At 72.6% G+C, this 22,991-nt stretch carries 22 protein-coding genes; 16 read left to right on the plus strand and 6 right to left on the minus strand.

Annotated features, from left to right (window positions below; all coding sequences use genetic code 11):
* Positions 1-154 precede the first annotated feature (154 nt).
* Entirely contained in the window at positions 155-1,624 is a 1,470-nt protein-coding gene (locus H297_RS0117125) for a VCBS repeat-containing protein (protein ID WP_078514214.1), read from the minus strand.
* Positions 1,625-1,868: 244 nt separating this feature from the next.
* Between H297_RS0117125 and H297_RS36815 the strand changes: the two genes are divergently transcribed.
* The 4 genes from H297_RS36815 to H297_RS0117145 all read left to right on the plus strand — a co-directional run bounded on the left by H297_RS36815 (position 1,869) and on the right by H297_RS0117145 (position 6,132).
* The gene (locus tag H297_RS36815) at positions 1,869-2,354 is read left to right on the plus strand and encodes an NUDIX domain-containing protein (protein ID WP_051351925.1); all 486 of its coding nucleotides are present in this window, start codon (positions 1,869-1,871) and stop codon (positions 2,352-2,354) included.
* A 78-nt stretch (positions 2,355-2,432) separates the two neighbouring features.
* Positions 2,433-4,241, plus strand: a complete 1,809-nt coding sequence (locus tag H297_RS0117135; RefSeq protein WP_027738067.1) for a DEAD/DEAH box helicase — start codon at positions 2,433-2,435, stop codon at positions 4,239-4,241.
* Between the two features lie 351 nt (positions 4,242-4,592).
* Positions 4,593-5,237, plus strand: coding sequence for a helix-turn-helix domain-containing protein (locus H297_RS0117140; RefSeq protein ID WP_027738068.1), 645 nt, complete (start codon positions 4,593-4,595; stop codon positions 5,235-5,237).
* 55 nt (positions 5,238-5,292) lie between these two features.
* Positions 5,293-6,132 carry a S16 family serine protease gene (locus H297_RS0117145; RefSeq protein WP_027738069.1) on the plus strand — a complete coding sequence of 280 codons (840 nt, stop codon included), beginning with the start codon at positions 5,293-5,295 and terminating at the stop codon, positions 6,130-6,132.
* Positions 6,133-6,342: 210 nt separating this feature from the next.
* Here H297_RS0117145 and H297_RS0117150 read toward each other — a convergent pair whose 3' ends face one another.
* Positions 6,343-6,822, minus strand: coding sequence for an Lrp/AsnC family transcriptional regulator (locus tag H297_RS0117150; protein WP_027738070.1), 480 nt, complete (start codon positions 6,820-6,822; stop codon positions 6,343-6,345).
* Between the two features lie 255 nt (positions 6,823-7,077).
* On the opposite strand from H297_RS0117150, the gene hppD reads away from it, so the two are divergent.
* Both hppD and H297_RS0117160 read left to right on the plus strand, forming a co-directional pair.
* Positions 7,078-8,157 carry a 4-hydroxyphenylpyruvate dioxygenase gene (gene hppD / locus H297_RS0117155; RefSeq protein WP_027738071.1) on the plus strand — a complete coding sequence of 360 codons (1,080 nt, stop codon included), beginning with the start codon at positions 7,078-7,080 and terminating at the stop codon, positions 8,155-8,157.
* A gap of 157 nt (positions 8,158-8,314) precedes the next feature.
* Positions 8,315-9,682 carry an FAD-linked oxidase C-terminal domain-containing protein gene (locus tag H297_RS0117160; protein ID WP_027738072.1) on the plus strand — a complete coding sequence of 456 codons (1,368 nt, stop codon included), beginning with the start codon at positions 8,315-8,317 and terminating at the stop codon, positions 9,680-9,682.
* Between the two features lie 500 nt (positions 9,683-10,182).
* On the opposite strand, the gene H297_RS0117165 is transcribed toward H297_RS0117160, so the two are convergent.
* On the minus strand, positions 10,183-10,593 hold the full coding sequence (locus H297_RS0117165; RefSeq protein ID WP_027738073.1) for an SsgA family sporulation/cell division regulator: 411 nt from the start codon (positions 10,591-10,593) through the stop codon (positions 10,183-10,185).
* Positions 10,594-11,017: 424 nt separating this feature from the next.
* On the opposite strand from H297_RS0117165, the gene H297_RS0117170 reads away from it, so the two are divergent.
* On the plus strand, positions 11,018-12,892 hold the full coding sequence (locus H297_RS0117170) for an RDD family protein (RefSeq protein ID WP_106959648.1): 1,875 nt from the start codon (positions 11,018-11,020) through the stop codon (positions 12,890-12,892).
* Positions 12,893-12,979: 87 nt separating this feature from the next.
* Entirely contained in the window at positions 12,980-13,807 is an 828-nt protein-coding gene (locus H297_RS0117175; protein WP_027738075.1) for an RDD family protein, read from the plus strand.
* 68 nt (positions 13,808-13,875) lie between these two features.
* Here the strand turns inward: H297_RS0117175 and H297_RS0117180 are convergent, their stop codons facing one another.
* Positions 13,876-14,232, minus strand: a complete 357-nt coding sequence (locus tag H297_RS0117180; RefSeq protein ID WP_027738076.1) for a hypothetical protein — start codon at positions 14,230-14,232, stop codon at positions 13,876-13,878.
* A 937-nt stretch (positions 14,233-15,169) separates the two neighbouring features.
* On the opposite strand from H297_RS0117180, the gene H297_RS44300 reads away from it, so the two are divergent.
* Entirely contained in the window at positions 15,170-15,436 is a 267-nt protein-coding gene (locus H297_RS44300) for a hypothetical protein (protein WP_486589555.1), read from the plus strand.
* 125 nt (positions 15,437-15,561) lie between these two features.
* On the opposite strand, the gene H297_RS0117190 is transcribed toward H297_RS44300, so the two are convergent.
* Positions 15,562-16,155, minus strand: coding sequence for an isochorismatase family protein (locus H297_RS0117190; RefSeq protein WP_027738078.1), 594 nt, complete (start codon positions 16,153-16,155; stop codon positions 15,562-15,564).
* A 237-nt stretch (positions 16,156-16,392) separates the two neighbouring features.
* Positions 16,393-17,712: a nicotinate phosphoribosyltransferase gene (locus H297_RS0117195; RefSeq protein ID WP_027738079.1), complete on the minus strand. Its 1,320-nt coding sequence runs from the start codon at positions 17,710-17,712 to the stop codon at positions 16,393-16,395.
* Positions 17,713-17,890: 178 nt separating this feature from the next.
* Between H297_RS0117195 and clpS the strand changes: the two genes are divergently transcribed.
* From clpS to H297_RS0117230, 7 genes are all read left to right on the plus strand, one after another.
* Positions 17,891-18,205, plus strand: coding sequence for an ATP-dependent Clp protease adapter ClpS (gene clpS / locus H297_RS0117200; protein WP_027738080.1), 315 nt, complete (start codon positions 17,891-17,893; stop codon positions 18,203-18,205).
* Positions 18,205-18,900, plus strand: coding sequence for a DUF2017 domain-containing protein (locus tag H297_RS0117205; RefSeq protein WP_027738081.1), 696 nt, complete (start codon positions 18,205-18,207; stop codon positions 18,898-18,900). Before clpS ends, H297_RS0117205 begins: the two co-directional genes overlap by 1 nt.
* A gap of 394 nt (positions 18,901-19,294) precedes the next feature.
* On the plus strand, positions 19,295-20,827 hold the full coding sequence (locus H297_RS36820; RefSeq protein WP_078514216.1) for an amino acid permease: 1,533 nt from the start codon (positions 19,295-19,297) through the stop codon (positions 20,825-20,827).
* 168 nt (positions 20,828-20,995) lie between these two features.
* A complete protein-coding gene (locus H297_RS0117215) occupies positions 20,996-21,421 on the plus strand; it encodes a M67 family metallopeptidase (protein WP_027738082.1) in 426 nt (141 codons plus the stop codon).
* 90 nt (positions 21,422-21,511) lie between these two features.
* Positions 21,512-21,622: a putative leader peptide gene (locus H297_RS44305; protein ID WP_341483251.1), complete on the plus strand. Its 111-nt coding sequence runs from the start codon at positions 21,512-21,514 to the stop codon at positions 21,620-21,622.
* 117 nt (positions 21,623-21,739) lie between these two features.
* The gene (locus tag H297_RS0117225) at positions 21,740-22,036 is read left to right on the plus strand and encodes a MoaD/ThiS family protein (protein ID WP_027738083.1); all 297 of its coding nucleotides are present in this window, start codon (positions 21,740-21,742) and stop codon (positions 22,034-22,036) included.
* Entirely contained in the window at positions 22,036-22,986 is a 951-nt protein-coding gene (locus tag H297_RS0117230; RefSeq protein ID WP_027738084.1) for a cysteine synthase, read from the plus strand. Before H297_RS0117225 ends, H297_RS0117230 begins: the two co-directional genes overlap by 1 nt.
* Positions 22,987-22,991: the final 5 nt, after the last annotated feature.

Raw genomic sequence — 22,991 nt, forward strand, 5'->3', positions numbered from 1 at the left:
TCGGCCCCCGGCAGTCGGGTGACCCGCCTGGGGGTCACCCGGCCCGTCGGCAGGAGACGTCACAGCCCTTCCCGAACGGGCCGCTCGGCGCGGCGCACCCGCCCGGCGGCGTACCCCGCCCGAGGGCGGAGCCGCGGCCGGGCGGCGTACCCGCTCAGCGGGCGAAGGCGGTGCCCAGCTCCGAGCCCTTCTCCGGGGCACCGAGCGTCTTCGGCCCGAAGGAGACGACACCGTCGGCCGTCAGGCCACCGGTGGCACCGCGCAGCACCCACACCGCGCCCGCGTCGGTCGCCGAGGCGTCGCCGTCCTCGCCCGGGGCGCCGATCGCGAGGTCGTCGCGGCCGTCGTTGTCGGTGTCGCCCAGGCCGAGCGCGCTGCCGAAGCGGTCCCCGGCCTCCACGGCGCCGGGCACCCCGGCGCTGCCCTGGTCCCAGTTCTTGGCGCCGGCGCCGGTCAGGCCGTTCTTGCCGCCGAGCAGTTGGACGACCGCACCGGTGTCCTTGCCGCCCGCGCCGCTGCCGATGTCCTCGCCGGGCACGCCGACGGCGATGTCCGCGTAGCCGTCGCCGTTGACGTCACCGGCGGCCAGCGCCTTGCCGAACTCGTCGCCCTCCTCGTTGGTGCCGGGCACGCCCGCGCTGTTCTGGGTGAGGGTGGCGGTCTTCTTGGCACCCGGGCCCTGCGCGGAGCCGTAGAGCACCTTGACGGTGCCGTGGTCGTGCGGCAGGTCCTCCACCACGCCGCCGGGGACGGTACGGACGACCAGGTCGCCGTAGCCGTCCTTGTTCACGTCGGCGATCACGGCGGTCTCCGCGTCGTCGACGGACCTGGCCTTGTCGACCAGGCCGTCCTTGGAGCCCGCGTAGAACTCGCTGGACTCCGACATCTCCTCGAACGCGTGCGTGGTCACCAGGTCGTCGGCGCCGTCCCCGGTCACGTCCCCGGCGGTCAGCGTGGTGGGCGCGAACTCGTGCCCGGTCTTCACCTGGCCCGTGCGGGCAGCCTTGCCGTCCCGGGTGAAGCCGCCGTAGAGCACCTCCACCGTGCCGTCGAAGTCACCGCCGGCCAGGGCGAGGTCGGCCTTCTTGTCGCCGTCGAAGTCGCCGGCGACCAGCCGGGAGCCGCCGTCCGCGGAGGAGAACTGGGTGGCCTCGGTGAGGCCCTTGCCCTTCTCGCCCCACAGGATGACGGGGCCCTTGCCGTTGCCGAAGGCCAGGTCGGTGACGCCGTCCCCGTCGAAGTCCCGCGCCGCCGTCTGGGAGCCGAGGTTGCCGTAGTCCTCCACCCCACCGGGGATGCCGTCGCTGTTGGCGCTGAAGAGCTGCCGGTGCGTGGTGCTGGTCCCCTTGGCGGAGCCGTAGGTGACGGTGAAGTATCCCGCGTACTGCTTGCCCGCGACGGTGGCGTGCGGGGCGCCGCTGACGGTGTCCGCGTACCCGTCCCCGTTGAAGTCCGCCTTCGGCGCGGCGGCCTGGGAGGTGGCCGTGGCGCTGCCGTCGGCCGCCGCGGCCGGTGCCGCCCAGACCTGGCCGGCTGCGGCGGTGGTGCCCGCCAGAAGCGCGGCCGTCACCCCGATGACGCGGGCGGCGGTGGCGGTGGCAGTGGCTTTGTTGCGGTGGAGCACGTGTCCTCCTGTGGTCGGACGCTCCGTGTCCGGGCGCAGTGAGCGGGTGTTGTCTGCGGGGACGGGCCGGGACCGGTGCGATGGTCGTTCATACGTGAGACCTACGAGGTGACGGAACGGTTGCCCTTCCTCCGCCAACTCCCCGCGGAACCGCACAGAACCGCGCGGCCCCGCACGCACCCGCACTCCGGAGGCGGCGCGGGACTGCTACGTTCCCCGGAAAGGACAGCACCCGGAGGAAGAGATGACCCTGCTGGTGGCGGCCGTCATCGTGCACGACAGGGCCGCACGACAGGTTTTGCTGCTCCAGCGGGGCCCCGGGGCGGCACACGGCGCGGGGCTGTGGGACCTGCCCACCGGAAAGCAGGAACCGGACGAACCGGTGACGCACACGGCCGTGCGGGAGCTGTGGGAGGAGACCGGCCTCACGGTGGCGCCCGGCCAACTGACCCTTGCCCACGTGGTGCACGGCCCCGTGGGCACGGCGGCACCCGACGGCTACCTCGTCGTCGTCTTCGCCGCGCACCGGTGGGAGGGCGAGGCCCGCAACCGGGAGCCGCACAAGCATGCGGACCTGCGGTGGGTGTCCACCGACGAGCTGCCTGCGCAGCTGATGCCCAGCGGCCGGGCGGCGCTGCGCGGCCACCTGACCGAGGGGCCCGGGGTGTGGCTGGCGGGGCGTTGGTCACAGTCGCCGGTGGCCGGCCAGGACGGTCCGCGGCCCCGGTAGGGTTGCGACGGCCCCGCGCCGGCCGTCGTACCGGTCGCCGCGCCCGCCCGCGTACCCGACCCCGTCGCCCCGGAGACCGTGACTACCACCCCCACCACCCCCAGCAACAACACGCACCTGTCGCCCGCCTTCCCGGGCCGGGCCCCGTGGGGCACGGCCAACAAGCTGCGCGCCTGGCAGCAGGCGGCGATGGACGCGTACCTGGAGCGGCAGCCGCGCGACTTCCTCGCGGTGGCCACCCCGGGCGCCGGCAAGACCACGTTCGCCCTCACGCTCGCCTCCTGGCTGCTGCACCACCACGTGGTGCAGCAGGTGACCGTCGTCGCGCCGACCGAGCACCTGAAGAAGCAGTGGGCCGAGGCCGGGGCCCGGGTGGGGATCAAGCTCGACCCGGACTACAGCGCCGGACCGCTGAGCAAGGAGTACCACGGGGTCGCCGTCACCTACGCCGGTGTCGGCGTGCGCCCGATGCTGCACCGCAACCGCGCCGAGCAGCGCAAGACCCTCGTCATCCTCGACGAGATCCACCACGCCGGGGACAGCCGCTCGTGGGGCGAGGCGTGCCTGGAGGCGTTCGAGCCGGCGACGCGGCGCCTGGCGCTGACCGGTACGCCCTTCCGCTCGGACACCAACCCGATCCCGTTCGTGGAGTACGCGGAGGACGGCGACGGGGTACGGCGGTCCGTCGCGGACTACACCTACGGGTACGGCGACGCGCTCGCCAACGGCGTCGTGCGGCCGGTCATCTTCCTCTCCTACAGCGGCAACATGCGCTGGCGTACCAAGGCGGGCGACGAGATCGAGGCCCGGCTGGGCGAGCCGATGACCAAGGACGCCGTCTCCCAGGCCTGGCGCACCGCGCTGGACCCGCGCGGCGAGTGGATGCCCGCCGTGCTGCGCGCCGCCGACCACCGGCTGAGCGAGGTCCGCAAGGCGGTGCCGGACGCGGGCGGCCTCGTCATCGCCTCCGACCAGGAGCAGGCCCGCGCCTACGCCAAGTTGCTCCGCTCCCTCACGGGCACCGGACCCACGGTCGTGCTGTCCGACGACACGGGCGCCTCGCAGCGCATCGAGGAGTTCCGGAGCTCGGAAAACCCCGACGACCGGTGGATGGTGGCCGTCCGCATGGTCTCCGAGGGCGTCGACGTGCCCCGGCTCGCCGTCGGCGTGTACGCGACGACCGTCTCCACGCCGCTGTTCTTCGCGCAGGCCGTCGGCCGCTTCGTCCGCTCCCGGCGGCGCGGCGAGACGGCCTCCGTCTTCCTGCCGACCATCCCCACGCTGCTGACCTTCGCCGGCGAGATGGAGGTCGAGCGCGACCACGTTCTCGACAAGCCTGTGAAGGACAGCGAGGACGACCCGTACGCCGAGGAGGCCGACCTGCTCAAGGAGGCCGAGCAGGAGCAGGACGAGGACACCGGCGAGCAGGACCAGCTCCCCTTCGAGGCGCTGGAGTCGGACGCCGTCTTCGACCGGGTGATGTACGAGGGCGCCGAGTTCGGCATGCAGGCCCACCCCGGCAGCGAGGAGGAGCAGGACTACCTCGGCATCCCCGGTCTGCTGGAGCCCGACCAGGTGCAGATGCTGCTGCAGAAGCGGCAGGCGCGGCAGATCGCGCACAGCAGGAAGAAGCCCGACAGCGAGGCGGACCTGCTGGAGAAGCCTGCCGAGCAGCGGCCCGTCGTCACCCACAAGGAGCTGCTGGAGAAGCGCAAGCAGCTCAACACGCTGGTCGGCGCCTACGTCCACCAGAGCGGCAAGCCGCACGGGGTGGTCCACAACGAGCTGCGCCGCGTCTGCGGCGGGCCGCCCAGCGCGGAGGCGACGGCGGGCCAGATCGAGGCCCGCATCGCCAAGGTGCGGGAGTGGGCCACGCGGATGACGTAGCCGGCGCCTCACCGGGAACGGAAGCGGCTCATCGCGCCCCGGCAGATGGCCGATTCGGGGACGTATGCGGCGAATGCGGGCAGTCGTGGACCGGATTCTGGACAGACTCTTCCGGTCAGCGGTGCTCCTCGCTACATTCCCCGGACACACGGCCCGTGGCGCCACCGCCACGGGCGGCCGGTCACCTCGTCGACACTCAGCTCGCCATGCCACAGTTCTTGCCAGTGCCACCGCGACCGGCGGCCTCCAGCGCTGCGCTCGGGGTACCGATCCAGGCCCGGGGCCGGGGGAGGCGCCCCCCGACGCGTCGGCATCCGCGGCTGCCGTCACTCACCCGAGAAGGGGGGCGTCGTGACCGCGGAGACCTCTCAGACGCTCGACAGAGGGCTGCGAGTCCTCACATTACTGGCCGACACCGACCACGGCCTGACCGTCACCGAGCTGTCCAACAAGCTCGGCGTCAACCGCACCGTGGTCTACCGGCTGCTGGCCACCCTGGAACAGCACTCCCTGGTCCGCCGTGACCTGGGCGGCCGGGCCCGGGTGGGACTCGGCGTGCTCCGCCTCGGGCGGCAGGTCCACCCCCTGGTGCGGGAGGCCGCGCTGCCCGCGCTCCGCTCCCTGGCCGAGGACGTCGGCGCCACCGCGCACCTCACCCTGGTCGACGGCAGCGAGGCGCTGGCGGTCGCGGTCGTCGAACCGAGCTGGACGGACTACCACGTCGCCTACCGCACGGGTTTCCGCCACCCTCTCGACAAGGGGGCGGCCGGCCGCGCCATCCTCGCCGGCCGGCTGCCCGACGACGAGCGGGACCCCGGTTTCGTCCTGACCCGCGGGGAACTGGAGGCGGGTGCCTGCGGTGCCGCGGCGCCCGTACTCGGCGTGAGCGGCATCGAGGGCAGCGTCGGCGTCGTCCTGCTGGCCGACACGGTGCCCGAACAGCTGGGCCGGCGCGTCGTCCGGGCCGCCAACCAGGTCGCCGACGCGCTGCGCTGACCACCCCGCACAGGGGGCTGCGTACGGCCTCCCCCGCAGTCGGTAGATTGCGGGGGTGTCCGAATCCACCACCGCTCGCCGCCCCACGGGGCCCGGCGGCCCGCGCCCGCGCCTCACTCGCGGCCGCACGCTCGCCCTGTGCGCGCTGCCCGTCGTCCTGCTGTTCGTCGTGGTGCTGGTCGTGCCGCTGCCGTTCTCGCTGGCCCAGCCGGGGGAGACCGCGAACGTGCTGGGCAAGCGCGGCGGGAAGCCCGTCGTCTCCGTCACGGGCGCCCCGGAAAGCGGCACGGACAAGGGGCGGCTGCTGTCCGTCACCATCGCCGCCACCCGCCCCGAGGCCACGGTGCGGCTGCCGCAGGTGGTGGACTCCTGGTTCCGCGAGGACCGGGCCGTGATGCCCCGCGAGGCGGTCTACCCCGGCGGCGGCGACACCGGGGACGCCGAGCGGCGGATCGCCGCGGAGATGAAGGACTCGCAGGACAAGGCCGTCACCGCCGCCCTCGCACAGGTGCACAGGTCCCCCGACGACGTGCACGTCAAGCTGCGGCTCGGCGATGTGGGCGGCCCCAGCGCCGGGCTGTTCTTCGCGCTCGGCATCGTCGACAAACTGGACGGGAACGGCACGGGCCACGGGGGCCTCACCGGCGGCCGCACCGTCGCGGGTACCGGGACCATCGACGCCAAGGGCGAGGTCGGCGCCGTCGGCGGGGTCCCCCTGAAGACCCAGGCCGCCCGCCGGGACGGGGCCACCTGGTTCCTCGTACCGAAGGCGCAGTGCGCCGAGGCGGACGCCCAGCGGCCCGCGGGGCTGCGGCTGGTACCGGTCAGCACGCTGAAGGGGGCGCTCGACGCGCTCAAGGAGATCCGCACGGACGGAGACGTACCGCACTGCTGAGTGCGCGGGCGGCCGTCCGGCCGTCCGGGCCGCCCCTGTGCGAGAGGCGGGACCTCACGCGAAGACCGGCTCGCTCTTCACCGGAGCCTCGTGGCCTTCCTGGACCCGACCGGCCGCCTCGGTCCGTCCTTCTCCGGGGCCGACTGCGCCTCTTCCTCCGCGCCGGTCCACGGACCGCGCGCGCACATGTCCCCGTCCGTGCGGACCTCCTCACCGCTGCTCGCTGTCGTCCGCGGCCTGGCGCACCAGCGGCACGATCCGCAGCGGCACGGGGTTCTCCATGACGATGGCCGTGGCGGCACGGACGATGCCCTCGATGCCGACGACCCGGTCGATCACCCGCTGGAGGTCGGCGTTCGAACGGGCGACCAGCCGGCAGAGCATGTCGCCGCTGCCGGTCGTGGTGTGCAGCTCCAGCACCTCGGGAACCGTGGCCAAGTGGGCGCGCACGCCCGAGCCCTGCCCCTGACTGATCTCCAGCGTCGCGAACGCGGTGACGGGGTAGCCCAGCGCCGCCGGGTCGACCTCGGGGCCGAAACCGCGGATGACGCCGCCTGAGGTCAGCCGGTCCAGCCGGGCCTGTGCCGTACCGCGGGCCACCCCCAGCCGCCGGGAGAGCTCCAGTACGCCGATCCGGGGCTCCTCGGCGAGGAGTTCCAGCAGACGCGCGTCGAGCCGGTCGATGCCCATGAGGTGCCTCTCCGTGAAGGAGCGTCGGAGCCCGCGCAACGGTGCACAGATTGCGCACATCGTCCGTACGAACCCCCATCCCACTGAGCAATATGCCCAGTGAAAACGCGAACTATTGCGCACCTTGCGGACCGGCGGGACGCTGCCGCCATGACTGCTACCCCAGGAGCTCACCCCGGTACGAACCCCGGAACACACACTCCGGCAGCAACCCCGCAGACCGCCCGGCAGGCCGATCCCTTCCCGGTCAAGGGGATGGACGCGGTCGTCTTCGCCGTCGGCAACGCCAAGCAGGCGGCGCACTACTACTCGACCGCCTTCGGCATGCGGACCGTCGCCTACGCGGGGCCCGAGAACGGCAGCCGGGAGACGGCCAGTTACGTCCTCGAATCGGGCTCGGCCCGCTTCGTGTTCACCTCCGTCATCCGCCCCACCACCGACTGGGGCCGCTTCCTAGCCGAGCACGTCGCCGCGCACGGCGACGGCGTCATCGACCTGGCCATCGAGGTCCCCGACGCGCGGGCCGCCTACGCGTACGCCGTCGAGCACGGCGCCCGCGGCATCGAGGAGCCCTACGAGACCAAGGACGACCACGGCACCGTCGTGCGCGCCGCGATCGCCACCTACGGCGAGACCCGCCACACCCTCGTCGAACGCACCGGCTACGACGGCCCCTACCTGCCCGGCTTCGTCGCCACGGACCCGATGGTCGCGCCGCCCGGGAAGAGGGTCTTCCAGGCCGTCGACCACTGCGTCGGCAACGTCGAACTCGGCCGGATGAACGAGTGGGTCGCCTTCTACAACAGGGTCATGGGCTTCACCAACATGAAGGAGTTCGTCGGCGACGACATCGCCACCGAGTACTCCGCGCTGATGTCCAAGGTCGTCGCCGACGGCACGCTCAAGGTCAAGTTCCCGATCAACGAGCCCGCCGTTGCCCAGAAGAAGTCGCAGATCGACGAGTACCTGGAGTTCTACGGCGGCGCCGGCGTCCAGCACATCGCGCTCGCCACGAACGACATCGTCTCCTCGGTACGGGCCATGCGCGCCGCGGGCGTCCAGTTCCTCGACACCCCCGACGCGTACTACGACACCCTGGGGGAGTGGGCCGGGGAGACCCGCGTGCCCGTGGAGACCCTGCGCGAGCTGAAGATCCTCGTCGACCGCGACGAGGACGGCTACCTGCTGCAGATCTTCACCAAGCCGGTCCAGGACCGGCCGACCGTCTTCTTCGAGATGATCGAACGCCACGGCTCCATGGGCTTCGGCAAGGGCAACTTCAAGGCCCTCTTCGAAGCCATCGAGAGGGAACAGGACCGCCGCGGCAACCTGTAGCCCCACCACCGTCGACGGCCCCGGCCCCCGGTTCGCCCGGCGACCGGGGCCGTCGGCGAGGTGCCGGGTGCGACCACGCCGCTCCAGGAATCCGGCTGGTGAAGAACAGCAGGTCCGGGGCCTTTCCGCCCCGCCTGTCTGCTGCCAGGCTGGAGGCATGAGCGAGCTGATCGAACGGCTGGCCGAGGGCCTCCCCGCGGACGCGTTGCTGACCGACCCCGACGTCCTGGCCTCGTACGCGAACGACATGGCCAGTTTCTGCCCCGCCGGGGCCCCGACCGCCGTCGTCATGCCACGCACCGTCGAACAGGTGCAGCACACCATGCGCACCGCGAACGCGCTGCGGGTCCCCGTCGTCCCGCAGGGTGCCCGTACGGGTCTGTCGGGGGCGGCGAACGCCTCCGAGGGCTGCGTCCTGCTGTCCCTCGTCCGGATGGACCGCATCCTGGAGATCAGCCCCGTCGACCGGATCGCGGTCGTCGAGCCCGGCGTCGTCAACGCCACCCTCTCCCGCGCCGTGGCCGAGCACGGCCTCTTCTACCCGCCGGACCCCTCCAGTTGGGAGATGTGCACCATCGGCGGCAACATCGGGACCGGCTCGGGCGGACTGTGCTGCGTCAAGTACGGGGTGACGGCGGAGTACGTGCTCGGGCTCGACGTCGTCCTGGCCGACGGCCGACTGCTGTCCACCGGCCGCCGCACCGCCAAGGGCGTGGCCGGATACGACCTCACCCGGCTGATCGTCGGCTCCGAGGGCAGCCTCGGCATCGTCGTCCGCGCCACCCTCGCACTCAAGGCCGAACCGGCCCAACAGCTCGCACTCGCCGCCGAGTTCCCCACCGCGGAAGCCGCCTGCGACGCGGTGTGCCGCATCATGGAGGCGGGTCACACGCCCGCGCTGCTCGAACTCATGGACCGCACCACGCTGCGGGCCGTCAACGACCTGACGAAGATGGGCCTCCCCGAGACCACCGAGGCCCTGCTGCTCGCCGCCTTCGACACCCCCGACCCGGGCCCCCGACTGCGCGCGGTCGGCGACCTGTGCACGGCCGCCGGTGCCGTCCAGGTGGTCCCCGCCGAGGACGCGGCCGAGTCCGCCATGCTGCTCCAGGCCCGGCGCACCGCGCTGACCGCGCTGGAGGCCGTCAAGGGCACCTCGATGATCGACGACGTCTGCGTACCCCGCACCCGCCTCGCCGAACTGCTGCGCGGCACCGCCGAGATCGCCGAGCGGCACGATCTGACCATCGGTGTCTGCGCCCACGCCGGAGACGGCAACACCCACCCGACGGTCTGCTTCGACGCCGCCGACGAGGACGAGGCCCGCCGCGCCCGGATCTCCTTCGACGAGATCATGGAACTCGGCCTCCGCCTGGGCGGCACCATCACCGGCGAGCACGGGGTGGGACTGCTCAAGAAGGACTGGCTCGCCGAGGAACTGGGCCCGGTCGGTCTCGACCTGCACCGTGCCGTCAAGCACGCCTTCGACCCGCACGGCATCCTCAATCCGGGCAAGCTTTTCTGAGCCCGGCCGTCGGTCGTCCCCGCCCGCACGGAACGTCGGTCCCGCCGACCGTGCGGGACGGCGGGAACCGGACGGTACGCAGGCCGGATCGACGACGGGGGCGTCGACCCGGCCTGCCGCCCATGAGGGCGTCACTCACCCCCTCGGGGCCGCCCGGCGTCTCACCAGAAGGGGTACGAACCCCACCGGGTGCCGGGGGCGGCCGAGAAGTCGGCGCCGCAGGCGTGCGGCGCCGACCCGTACGTGAGGTGAGATGACGCGCTCCGGAGAAAAGTTCACGGGACCGCGCAGAATTCCGGTCTGCCCGGGGGATCCCGGTCTCCGGCGGTTCCAACTGCCGGTGCGGCCCCAGCAACCGGTACGGCTGCAACGGAGCGCGGCTGACGGGTTCGTGGCGGCAGTGGAGCTGTCGGCGGCAGAGCTCCCGCGTCCGGGTCCCCCGTAGGAGGCAGGCGCACGAGGCAGGCGGGGAGGCAGGCGGGGGAGGGGGCAGGCGCCCCTCATGGTCGCAACAGGGCGCTCAACTGCGCGTCCAGCCCCATCGCCGTCTGCTCCGCACCGGCCGGCACCGCATGGAGAGTCTGTTCGAGCCAGGCCGTCAACACGGTCGAGGACACCTCCACCAGGGCGTCCCCGTGCGGCGAACTCAAGGCCATGCACACCACCTCCCGCGCCCCCACCCGTGTCGGCCACACCCGCACGTCGCCCTCCCCGCACGGCTCGGTGAGGCCCTGCACCAGCAACTCCCGGGCGAACGTCCAGTGGACGGGCGCCTCCGAATGGATGTGGAAGCCCACATGAACGGCATACGGGTCGTGGCTGCGGTAGCTGAGCCGGGACGGTACGGCCACGCTGCGCTCGGGCGAGAGAACGAGCCTCATCTCCACTTCGCGTTCGACCACGGTGTGCATCGACTTCGCCTTCCTCTGTCGCTGTGCGGCCCGCTGCGAGAGGCCCGCACAGGGTTAGAGGCAGTTGCGCGCAGTTCGTTACACGGGTTTGCAGACTTTTTTCGCCGACCTTCTTCTCCTCCTTCTCCTCGGGCCTTCTGCGGCGACTCCGCGGGCTTCTCGCCCGCCTTTCCGGGCGCCGCGCCATGCCTGCCGACCGGGCCCGGGGGACGTGTGAAGTGCCGGTGACGGACCCGTGCGCGGGCCCCCCGAGGTTCGCCCGAAGGCGGGCTTCCCCGCCGTCTGCTTCCTCCCCGCCCCCTCTTCTTCGTTACTGTCCTCCTTGAACAGGCGGAGGTTCCCGCCGCGCCGCCGGTGGTCGGCCCAGTGCTGGGCGCCGCCGCGGTCTGGTCACAGGCGTCGTTGGTGAGGGGAGTTGGAGGCAGTGGGGCCCTCCGGTGCTCATGACGAGGTACCTCGTGCGGGGTACTACCCGGATCCGTCCATCCCCGGGTACATCCGCTACTGGAACGGTTCGTCCTGGGTGCCCGGCACCAGCCGTCCGGAACCACGTGAGGGTGAACCCATGCCCGCGCCGCCGCCGGTGGCGTCCTCGCCGGCTACGGCTCCCACGCCGCCCGCCACCGCCGAGCAGGACGGGCCGGCCGGGCCGCCCGCACGGCCGCGGCGCTCGCCCTCGGAGGAGACGGGTCCTGTCTTCCTCGACGAGGACACGGTCGGGGGCGGCACGGAGGAGCCCGCCGACGGCACCGGCAGCGGCAACAGCATCGACGAGCGTGCGGCCGCCGCCCCGCAGGCGGGGTTCGGCCCCGCCCAGGACCCGCGCGGCGGCTGGGGACAGGAGGGCGCACCGTCCGGTCGTGCGGGCGCCGCCGCATCCGCCTCCGCGCCCCAGGATCCGCCGCCCCAGCCGCAGGGCGGCCGCGAACACACGGTCGGGCTCCGCCGTTCGGAGGTCCTCCGCTCCGACGCCTCCGGCCCCGCGGCCGCCGCACCGGCCGCGAGTGGTTCCTCCGCGCCGGGCGACTCCCCGCCGGGGCAGTCCGGTACGTCCGGCCGACCCGCCTCCGGTCAACCCGCCTCCGGCCAGTCACCCTTCGGGCAGCAGCCCACCGGGAGAGACGGGACCGGCGACGCCGCCGGGGCCGTCGGCAACCCCGGGTGGGCGCCGTCGGGTGGCCCGGAGCACGGCGCCGGACCGGGCCAGGGCGCCGACCGCCACAAGGGCACCGTCCCGCACCAGGCCGCCGGCCCCGAGCAGAACGTCGGCCAAGGCGCCGGTCCCCGCCAGGGCGCTGTACCGGGCCAGGGCCCGGGGCCGGGCTCCGGCCCCGCAGCAGGTGCGGACTCCGGCCACGGCGCGGGTCCCGGCCAAGGCCCCGGGTACACGCAGGTAGCAGGGCAGCAGGTGACCGGGCGGGAGCCGCAGGGCGGCCGGGGTGCGGTCGCGCTGGAGAGCGGCGCGGCGTCGGGAGCCGCAGCCGCCGAGGCCGCCGCCCCGGCAGGGGAGCGACTCGCGCCGGTCCGGCAGCAGAGCCCGGCGCTGCCGGAGCAGCGTGACGCGTCCGGTGCCCCGGCGCCGCTCCCGGGCGCTGGACAGGACGCGTCCGTCCCACCCGGGACGACGCCGCCCGTGCGCACGGGCGAGGGGGTGGCGACCCCCTCGTGGTCCAACCCGGCACCGCACCAGCAGCAACCGCAGCTTCAGCAGCAGCAACAGCAACAGCAACAGCCGGTGGCGCCGTGGCGGCCGCCCGTGGACGACCCGTTCTCCCGCGCGCTCGCGCAGGAGGCCCGGCCGGCGGAGCTCGGCAAGCGGCTGGGCGCCCGGCTCCTCGACCTCGTCCTCACCCTCGCGGTGGGGGCGGCGGTCGCGTTCCCGTTCGTCGGCAGGACGGTCGACCACATCCAGGCGAAGATCGACGCCGTCGAACAGGCGGGCGTCACCAAACAGATCTGGCTGGTCGACGGCACGACCGGGCTGTATCTCGCACTGGTCGTCGGCACCCTCCTCGTCTTCGGCCTCCTGTACGAGGTGATGCCGACCGCGCGGTGGGGCCGCACGCTCGGCAAGAAGCTGTTCGGGCTCTCCGTCGTCAACATCGAGGGGCACGGGAAGCCCGGCTTCGGCAGCTCCCTGCTGCGCTGGCTGGTCCACGGGGTGCTCGGCGTCCTGGTGGTCGGGCTGGTCAATGTCGTGTGGTGCCTGTTCGACCGTCCGTGGCGGCAGTGCTGGCACGACAAGGTGGCCGGGACCTTCGTGGCCAAGGGGAACGTGGACGGTGAGGTCAGGCTGTAGCCGGATTCGGAGACCGGCGGAGGGCGGGCGTCCCCCGAACGGCCCGCCCAGGATGCGGCGGGTGGCCGGGGGCTGTGCACTCGGGCCATGAGCACGGAGCAGCCGGAGAACGACCCGTTCCGGAAGCCGCAGCAGCCGCAGCCGCCTCCCGGGGCCGAGGGGGCCCCTCCCGCGTCCGGGCAGAGTCCGTCCGGTGAACGGCCCGGCCAGGAGCCACCCGGTCGACCGCCGTCGGACCAGGAGCCGCCGCCGGGCCAGGCGCCCCCACCCCCTCCGGGCGGCACCGGCCCGGACCCCTACGGCACTCCGCCTCCGCCCCCGGGCGGCTCGGGCGGCGGCCCGTACGGCAGCCCGCCCCCGCCACCGCCCCCGCCGGGCGGGGGTTACGGAGACAGCGGACAGGCAGGCGGCTACGGCAGTCCGTACGACAACCCGTACGGCGGTGCCGCCGGTGCCGCCGATCCGCTCGCGGGGATGCCGCCGCTGGCCTCACGGGGCAAGCGGCTGCTGGCCCGCATCATCGACGCGCTGCTCATCGGTATCCCCGTGGGCGTCGTCTCCGGACTGATCGAGGGCGGCTACTCGTACGACAACGGGTACAACGGGTACGCGTACTGGCCCCAGTTGGTCTACACCGTCGTCTACCTCGTCTACGAGGGCCTGATGCTGACGTCGTCGGGACAGACGGTCGGCAAGAAGGCGATGCACATCCGGGTCGCCATGCTGCAGAACGGCGCCGTGCCGGCGGGGTCACCGGGCTGGCTGCGTGCCGCCGTCTACCAGATCCCCCCGCTGGTGCCCTGCATCGGTTCACTGTTCTGGCTGGTGAACGTGCTGTTCTGCACCTGGGACAAGCCCTACCAGCAGTGTCTGCACGACAAGTCGGCCCGGACGGTCGTGGTCGCGACGGACTGACCGGACCGGCCCGGCCGTGGCGCAAGCCCCGTCGACGGCGCGCCGTCCGGCGGCGGGGCGGCCGGGGCTCAGTGGCGGGCGGCTCCCATCGTCGCCGGCGCCGCTGCCGAGGCCGCCGAGGTGGTCGGCGACGGCGAGGCCACCGACCGCGCGGTCGCCGGGCGCCGGGCGGACACGGCACCCGGCCGGGCGGCGGAGCGGACGGAGGCGCGGGCCGTCGCCCGCCCGGCGGCGGTGCGCCGCCTGAGAGTTGCGTGTGCCGACGGGGCGGTCAGCGCCACCAGCAGGCCAAGTGCGAGCGCCGCGATCGCGATCACGGCGATCCAGCCGCTCGAACGTGTCTGGGAGAGCAGCAACATGGCGAGGGTGGAGCAGATGACGGTGGCCGAGCCGTAGAGGAGTTGGGCGGGATTCGGACGCGGCATGGCGGATCCGTCCTCGGGGGATGGGGGCACGGTCTGAAGGTGAACGGGTCGTTGCGCGCTACGCGTTGCCTCGCTACGAACGGGGCGCCATCGAACGACTCTACGGTCCGGATGCCCTGGCGGAAAGCGCCGCAAGCGTGAGCTGACCCACGCCTCTGTTGCACGGGGGGCGCACGGACGCACAGCGGCCCCGGCATCCCAACTGGCGGACAGCGACCGGCTCTTGGTGCCCTCCCGTGGGCCCCGCCGACGCGCGCCGCGCGCGGGGGTGGCGCGCGAGGGGCCTCGGATCCCGGTGTACGGCCGGGAGTCGGCCCCGTACCGGTGTTCGCACCCGTTATCTGATGGGGAGTTGGGAATTCCGCTTGCCGGAGAGGCGAAGGCGCGGGGTGGCAGCGCCAGCGGTCGGGCCAATGGTGGCCGGAGGGATCGTCCGGCGTTCAACCACCTGAGATGTTACAGGGCATAAACGAATAAAACGGGCGGAAAGACTGCGCAATCACCCCGGGTGAAGGACGGGTGAAGATCCACTACGGCGGCTCGGGGAACTGGTGATCGACGACCATGCAACCCAGGAATGAATTTGTTTGCATCGTTGCAGGTCAAAACATGATCACCCGTTACCCCCTGGCGATCGGCGCTGGATCGCGTTTAGATGCCTGGTGGGGCCGCCTCACGGAGGCCCCGCACAGGACGTACCCGAACGAGTCTCACGGGGGAGATGGTGATCATGTCAGGAGGCGGATTCGTCAGGCTGCCGGACGGCAGCGTGATCGTCGCGCTGACGCTGCCCGCGCCGCCCGAGCCGCACGGTGCGGGGCCCGCTGCCCCGGGGCCGCGGGGAGCGGGTGGAGCGGGTGGTGGGGCCACAGCCCGCCGCTCCGGGCTGCTGCCGGCCGCCCGCCGCTGGTCGGCGCACGCCGACGAGCCGCACACGGTGCGTGAGGCGACCGTCCGCAGACCCGGCGACGAGCAGCGGGTCCGCGTGCTGGTGCACGCGGGCAACCGGGCCCGCGCGCTGACCCGCCTGCGCAATCTCGGCCTGCGGGCCATCTACCTGCGGGGCAACGCGGAGCCGCCGAGCGCGGACGAGGTCACCGCGGTGCTGCACCACCCCGAGGGCCTGGTCTGGCGGGCTGTCCCCGACGACGCCCACAACTCCTGGCGCCCCATCGCCGCCCTCCTCCGCGCCACCCCCGCCTGACCCTCCCGGGTTCGGGCCCCGACTGAGCGCTCGTGGCTCTTCGGGGCCCAGCCGGGGCCCCGCAGCCGGGGCCCCGCAGCCGGGGCCCACAGACCGGGACCGGGACGGGGGGCAGGCTTCGGGGTTCAGGCCGGTGTGACGACTGGCTTGCCCGTCAGTTCGACTCCGGCGTCGCGCAGCTCGTCCAGGGCGCGCTGCACGGTGTCCTCGGCGACTCCGGCCGTCAGGTCGAGCAGGACCTGGGTGCGGAACCCCTCGCGGACGGCGTCCAGCGCCGTCTCGCGTACGCAGTGGTCGGTGGCGATGCCGACGACGTCGACCTCGGCGACGCCGCGCTCGCGCAGCCACTCCGCGAGGGGGACGCCGTGCTCGTCGGCACCCTCGAAGCCGCTGTAGGCGGCGGTGTGCTCGCCCTTGTCGAAGACGGCTTCGATGGAGCCGGAGGCGACGGCAGGGGTGAAGTTGGGATGGAAGCCGACGCCCTCGGTGCCCGCCACGCAGTGGGGCGGCCAGGAGTGGACGAAGTCCGGGGTGTCGGAGAAGTGGTCGCCGGGGTCGATGTGGGTGTCCCGGGTGGCGACGACATGGCGGTATCCGGCGGACGCGTCCCCGACCAGGTCGGTGATGGCGGCGGCCACGTCGGCGCCGCCGGCGACGGCCAGGCTGCCGCCCTCGCAGAAGTCGTTCTGCACGTCCACGACGATCAGTGCCCGGTGCATGGTGCACACCTTTCGGCTGGTGGGTCGACTGGGTGGGGGCGGACCGGGGTGGCGGCCCTGAGCGCTCGCGGGCGCATCGGGCACGCCCTGCGGGATCCTGGAGCGTCCATGGGGGCGGGGCCGCCGCCCTCCGGTTCCGAGACTAGACACTCCGGCGCCGCGGCGGCAGTGCGCGGCCCCCGCTGGTGACTCGCCCGCGGACAGCGGTCACCCACCGGCTCGTGCGGGCGTCGGCCCTCAGCGGTGTTCGACCGGCAGCACGGCCTCTCCGCGGGAGAGCTGGACGGCGGACATGGGCAGCCGGGCCAGGACGGCGCGGTGGCGTTCGCGGGCCGCCTCCAGGGGTTCGCGGCCCACGACGGTGCCGCCGTCGACGAGCTTGGTCTGCAGCAGGTGGCCGGCCAGGTCGGCGGGGACGGGTCCGCTGCCCACGACCTCGGCCTCGGCGACGCCCTCGGCGTCCAGGGGCCGGGCGGCCCACTTGGCGCCGCCCAGTGAGGTCTTGCCGCCCAGGGAGCGCTTGGCGACGGGCAGCAGGGGCGCGGCGGGGTCGTCGCTGTCCGCGCGGGCGACGAGCTTGTAGACCATGGAGGCCGTGGGGTGGCCGCTGCCGGTCACCAGCTGGGTGCCGACGCCGTAGGCGTCCACGGGCGCCGCGGCCAGCGAGGCGATGGCGTACTCGTCGAGGTCGCTGGTGACGACGATGCGGGTGCCGGTCGCGCCGAGCTCGTCGAGCTGCTGGCGTACCCGGTGGGCGACGAGCAGCAGGTCGCCGGAGTCGATACGGACGGCGCCGAGCCCGGGCCCGGCCACCTCGACGGCGGTGCGGACGGCCTCGGCGACGTCGTAGGTGTCCACGAGCAGCGTGGTGCCGCTGCCGAGCGAGTCGACCTGTGCGCGGAAGGCGTCGCGCTCGGTGTCGTGCAGGAGAGTGAAGGCGTGGGCGCTGGTGCCGACGGTGGGGATGCCGTAGCGGAAGCCGGCGGCGAGGTCGGAGGTGGTGTCGAAGCCGCCGACGTAGGCGGCGCGGGAGGCGGCGACGGCACCGAGTTCGTGGGTGCGCCGGGCGCCCATCTCGATGAGCGGCCGGCCTCCCGCGGCGGTGGCCATCCGGGAGGCGGCGGCGGCGACGGCCGAGTCGTGGTTGAGGATCGAGAGGATCACCGTCTCCAGCAGCACGCACTCGGCGAACGACCCTTCGACCCGCAGCAGCGGCGAGCCGGGGAAGTAGACCTCGCCCTCGGGGTAGCCGAGGAGGTCGCCGCGGAAGCGGTAGCCGGCCAGCCACTCCAGGGTGGGCCCGTCCACGACCTCGGTCTCCCGCAGGAACTCCAGGAGCTGGTCGTCGAAGCGGAAGTTCTCCACGGCGTCCAGGACCCGGCCGGTGCCGGCCACGACGCCGTAGCGGCGGCCCTCGGGGAGCCGGCGGGTGAAGACCTCGAAGACGGAGCGGCGCTCGGCGGTGCCCGCCCGCAGGGCCGCCTGGAGCATCGTCAGTTCGTACTGGTCGGTGAAGAGCGCCGTCGAGGGCACGGAGACCGGCAGGCCGGTCTCCATCCGCCGGGCGTGTTCCTGCCGGGTCTCGTGCGGGGGCTGCGCCCCGGGGGATTCCAGCACTGCTGCTCACCTCGTGTGTTCGGGTCGGTCGCTGGGAGCGTACCCCGGATTTCGTCAAGCTGACGATATACGGTACCGGGGGCCGCCGTTTGGGCGCCCGCGGGTACCGGGTGGCAGCATGGGTGTTGTGAGTGTCGCCACCCCGATGGAGATCGAGCGCCCGGAGACCACCGAGGACCCCTTGGAGGTTCCCCAGCCGGACGTGCCCTGGGTGACCGTTGTGCACAACGACCCGGTCAATCTCATGAGCTATGTGACGTACGTGTTCCAGGCGTACTTCGGCTATTCGAAGGAGAAGGCGAAGAAGCTGATGCTCGACGTCCACCACAAGGGCCGCGCGATCGTCTCCAGCGGCACCCGCGAGGAGATGGAGCGCGACGTGCAGGCCATGCACAGCTACGGCCTGTGGGCGACGCTCACCCAGGACCGCTGATGGCCGGGTACTTCGAGCCGACCGGGGACGGCGGCGCGGCGATCGCCCTGGACGAGGTGGAGATCTCGATCCTGCGCAGCCTGGCGGTGCAGGTGCTGGAGCTGATCGGCCCGGGGAGCGAACCGGCCGGGCAGCCGCGCCCGGAGACCCCGCCCGGCGAGGGCGCGCAGGGCGACAGCACGGACGAGGAGCTGGCGGGCATCGAGGCCGTCTCCTGGCCGCCGTTCTCCGACGGCCCCAGCGAGCCGCCCGCCGATCCGGTGCTGGCGCGGTTCTTTCCCGACGCGTACGGACCGGGGCCGGCGGCGGACTCCGGGCAGCAGGTGGAGCCGGGCAGCGACGAGGCCGCTCGGGAGCGGCACGACCGGGCCGCCTCCTCGGAGTTCCGCCGCTACACGGAGAACGATCTGCGGGCCCGTAAGCGTGCGGACGGGCTGGCCGTGGTGCGGTCGCTGGACACGCTGACCCCCGGTGACAGCGGCGCCGTGCTGACGCTCGGCAACGAGGAGTCCCTGCACTGGCTCGGCGCGCTGAACGACCTGCGGCTGGCGCTCGGCACCCGACTGGAGGTGAGTGACGACAGTGACGACGAGCTGTACGCGCTGCCCGACTCCGACGAACGCAAGCCGCTGGTGATGGCGTACCTGTGGCTCGGCGGTCTCCAGGAGACGCTGATCGAGACGCTGACGCCTTGATTCCGGGGTTCTGCAGTGCCCCGGTTCCCCGGTTCCCCGACCCCCTGCCCGCCCGGCCTCGCGGCCGCCCGAACCCGTGACCGCCTGCCCTGATCATCCCGGTTGGTCCCGCTTCGGTATCCGTTAAACGGTCAGTAAAGACCGGTTAACGAAAAGATCACGGCAGGGACGCTGTTGCGGGCGTGATGTCCGCCTCTGCCCCTTCTATCTGTGGTCTGTACCACTCGTCGTGGACAGACCTCCGTGGTACACCTGCACGATCCGCTGTGTTGCGGGCACCACCCCTGCCCGCACAGTGGCGCACGGCCGGCCGATCGCCGGCCCGACAACTCCATCCGGGGGGATCGGAACCCGATCCGGGCAGGCCGGATCGGTATGGAGAAAGGCGCACCACATGACCTCCGAGCAGGTCGCGGACGACGGGGGCAAACCCGGATCCGCAAGCACGGGCGGAAGCGGCGGCGCAGCCGGACCTTCCGACGAGGGCTACCAGCGCGGGCTGGGGAGCCGCCAGGTCCAGATGATCGCCATCGGCGGTGCTATCGGTGTCGGCCTGTTCATGGGGGCCGGCGCGAACATCGCCAAGGCCGGACCCAGCATTCTTCTGATGTACGCCATGGCCGGCGTCGTCATCTTCTTCATCATGCGGGCGCTCGGCGAACTGCTGATGTACCGCCCGGTCTCGGGCAGCTTCGCGGAGTACGCCCGGGAGTTCCTCGGGCCGTTCTTCGGCTTCATGACGGGCTGGACGTACTGGCTGCTGTGGGTCGTGACCGGCATGGCCGAGCTGACCGCGGCCGCCATCTACATCCACTACTGGTTCCCCGACATCCCGCAGTGGGTCAGCGCGCTGGTCTTCCTCGTGGTGCTGTTCGGCGTGAACCTGATCTCGGTGAAGGTCTTCGGCGAGGTCGAGTTCTGGTTCTCGATGATCAAGGTCACCGCGATCATCGGCATGATCGTGATCGGCCTCGGCGTGCTGACCTTCGGGTTCTCGCAGGCCGGTGACACCGCGGCCGTCAGCAACCTGTGGGCGCACGACGGCTTCTTCCCGAACGGCATCGGCTCCAGCCTGATGACGCTCCAGGGCGTGATGTTCGCCTACATCGCGGTGGAGCTGGTCGGTATCACCGCCGGTGAGAGCCGGGACCCGGAGACGACGCTGCCCAAGGCGATCAACACGCTGCCGTGGCGCATCGTCATCTTCTACATCGGCTCGCTGGCCGTGATCCTCTCCGTGGTCAAGTGGACCGAGTTCTCCGACGGCGTCAGCCCCTTCGTGGCGGCCTTCGGCAAGATCGGCATCCCGCTCGGCGCCGGCATCGTCAACTTCGTCGTGCTGACCGCCGCCCTCTCCTCCTGCAACTCGGGCATGTACTCCACCGGCCGCATGCTGCGCGACCTGGCGGAGAACCGGGAGGCTCCGACCTACTTCGGCAAGCTGAACGCGCGCTCCTCACCGGCGGCCGGCATCACCCTCTCGGTGGCGCTGATGGGTATCGGCGTGGTGCTCAACTACGTGGTGCCGGAGAAGGCCTTCGCCTACGTCACCTCGGTCGCCACCGCCTGCGGTATCTGGACGTGGATGATGATCCTGATCAGCCACCTGCTCTACCGGCGGGCCGTCGTCGCGGGCAGGCTGCCCAGGTCGAGCTTCCCCGCACCCGGGGGCAGCGTCTTCAGCTGGGTGGCGCTGCTCTTCCTGACGATGGTGCTGGTGATCGTCGCGCTCGACGACACGGCGCGCGTCTCGCTGTATGTGGGCATCGGCTGGGCCGTGGTCATGGGGATCTACTGGCTGGTGCACGCCCGCCACACCGCGCACGCGCACCGCAGCTCGCGCATCACCGCTGCGACCCCGGCGACCGCCGACGCCGCCCCGGGCGCCGGCGCGCTGGCGCCGGAGGCCGCCACCGGCCAGGACTGAGCCACCGGCCGCACAGTCGGCAGTCGGACGGCCGAGGGGCCGGACCGCACTCCCCCGGGGGGACGGTCCGGCCCCTCGTCGTACGCGGTGTGTCCCGCGGCGCCTGGTACCGGGGTCCGCGACGGGAGGCCCGGACGGGTGTGCGGACGCGTGCATATCCTTGCCCTCATGCTGACCATCACCCAGGAGCTGCACGACCGGATCGTCGCCCACGCCCGCCAGGACCACCCCGACGAGGCGTGCGGCGTGATCGCCGGTCCGGCCGGCGAGGGCCGCCCCGAGCGGTTCGTCCCGATGCTGAACGCGGCCCGCTCGCCGACCTTCTACGAGTTCGACTCCGGCGACCTGCTCAAGCTCTACCGCGCGATGGACGACCGCGACGAGGAACCGGTCGTGATCTACCACTCGCACACCGCCACCGAGGCCTACCCGTCCCGTACGGACATCTCCTACGCCAACGAGCCCGGCGCCCACTACGTGCTCGTCTCCACGGCGGAGTGCGGGAACGACGAAGGCCCCTTCTCCTTCCGCTCGTTCCGCATCGTGGACGGTGAGGTGACCGAGGAGGAGGTCGAAATCGTCGAGAGGTACTGAGCAGCGGTTTCCCGGCATTCGTGAGACGGAATCGTCCGCATGATGAAACCGGCATCCGATTCCCCGTCCGGGAATCGTTACGATGAGCCCATGGTTGTCCACGACGTGAGCGCCTTCGACAAGACCCCGGGCATGCTGCTCGTGGCGCGCCTGCACGTCGACCTGTGCCGCCTCGCCAGCGCGATCTGTCGGCCGGCCTGACCCGCACGCCGCGCCGCGCGCGGTGCCGTCCCCGAGCGCTCCCCGCCCGCACGCAGGGGCACGCGCCTCCGCCTGCCACAGCGAAAGCCACTCTTCCTCTCCGACAGGAGCACTCTCATGGCCATCGAGGTCCGCATTCCGACCATCCTCCGCACCTACACCGACGGCCAGAAGTCGGTCGAGGGCACGGGCGCCACCATCGGTGAGCTCTTCGCCGACCTGGACAGCAGGCACACCGGAATCCAGGGCCGGCTGGTGGACGGCGGCGAGCTGCGCCGCTTCGTGAACGTCTACCTCAACGACGAGGACGTGCGCTTCCTGGACGGCATCTCCACCAAGCTCGGCGACGGCGACAGCGTGACGATCCTGCCCGCCGTCGCCGGGGGCTCCCCGCACGCCGACGGCCGCCGCTGATGCGCTACGACTCCCCGCTCGACGCCGTGGGGAACACGCCGCTGGTACGGCTCCCGCGGCTGTCGCCCGCCGAGGACGTCCGCATCTGGGCGAAGCTGGAGGACCGCAACCCCACCGGTTCCGTCAAGGACCGCCCGGCGCTCCACATGGTCGAACAGGCCGAGAAGGACGGGCGGTTGCGGCCCGGCTGCACCATTCTGGAGCCCACCTCGGGCAACACCGGCATCTCGCTGGCGATGGCGGCCCGGCTCAAGGGGTACCGCATCGTCTGCGTCATGCCGGAGAACACCAGCGAGGAGCGGCGCCAACTGCTGGCCATGTGGGGGGCCCAGATCGTCTCGTCCCCCGCGGCGGGCGGCTCCAACACGGCGGTCCGGGTGGCCAAGGAGCTGGCGGCCGAGCACCCGGACTGGGTGATGCTCTACCAGTACGGCAACCCGGACAACGCGGGCGCCCACTACAGCGGTACGGGCCCCGAGATCCTCGCCGACCTGCCGTCGGTCACCCACTTCGTCGCGGGCCTGGGCACCACGGGCACGCTGATGGGCGCGGGCCGGTACCTGCGCGAGCACCGTCCCGGCATCCAGATCGTCGCCGCCGAGCCGCGCTACGACGACCTGGTGTACGGGCTGCGCAACCTGGACGAGGGCTTCGTGCCCGAGCTGTACGACGAGTCGGTGCTCACCGGCCGCTTCTCGGTCGGCTCCGCGGACGCGGTCACCCGCACCCGTGAACTGCTCGCGCAGGAAGGCATCTTCGCGGGCGTCTCCACGGGGGCCGCGCTGCACGCCGCGATCGGGGTGGCCCGCAAGGCGCTGCGGGCGGGCGAGAGCGCGGACGTGGTCTTCGTCGTCGCGGACGGCGGCTGGAAGTACCTGTCGACGGGGCTGTACACCGCCGCGTCCGACGAGGAGGCCGTCGCCACCGTGCAGGGCCAGCTCTGGGCGTGAGCCAC

It is taken from the genome of Streptomyces sp. CNT360 (genome assembly GCF_000424785.1).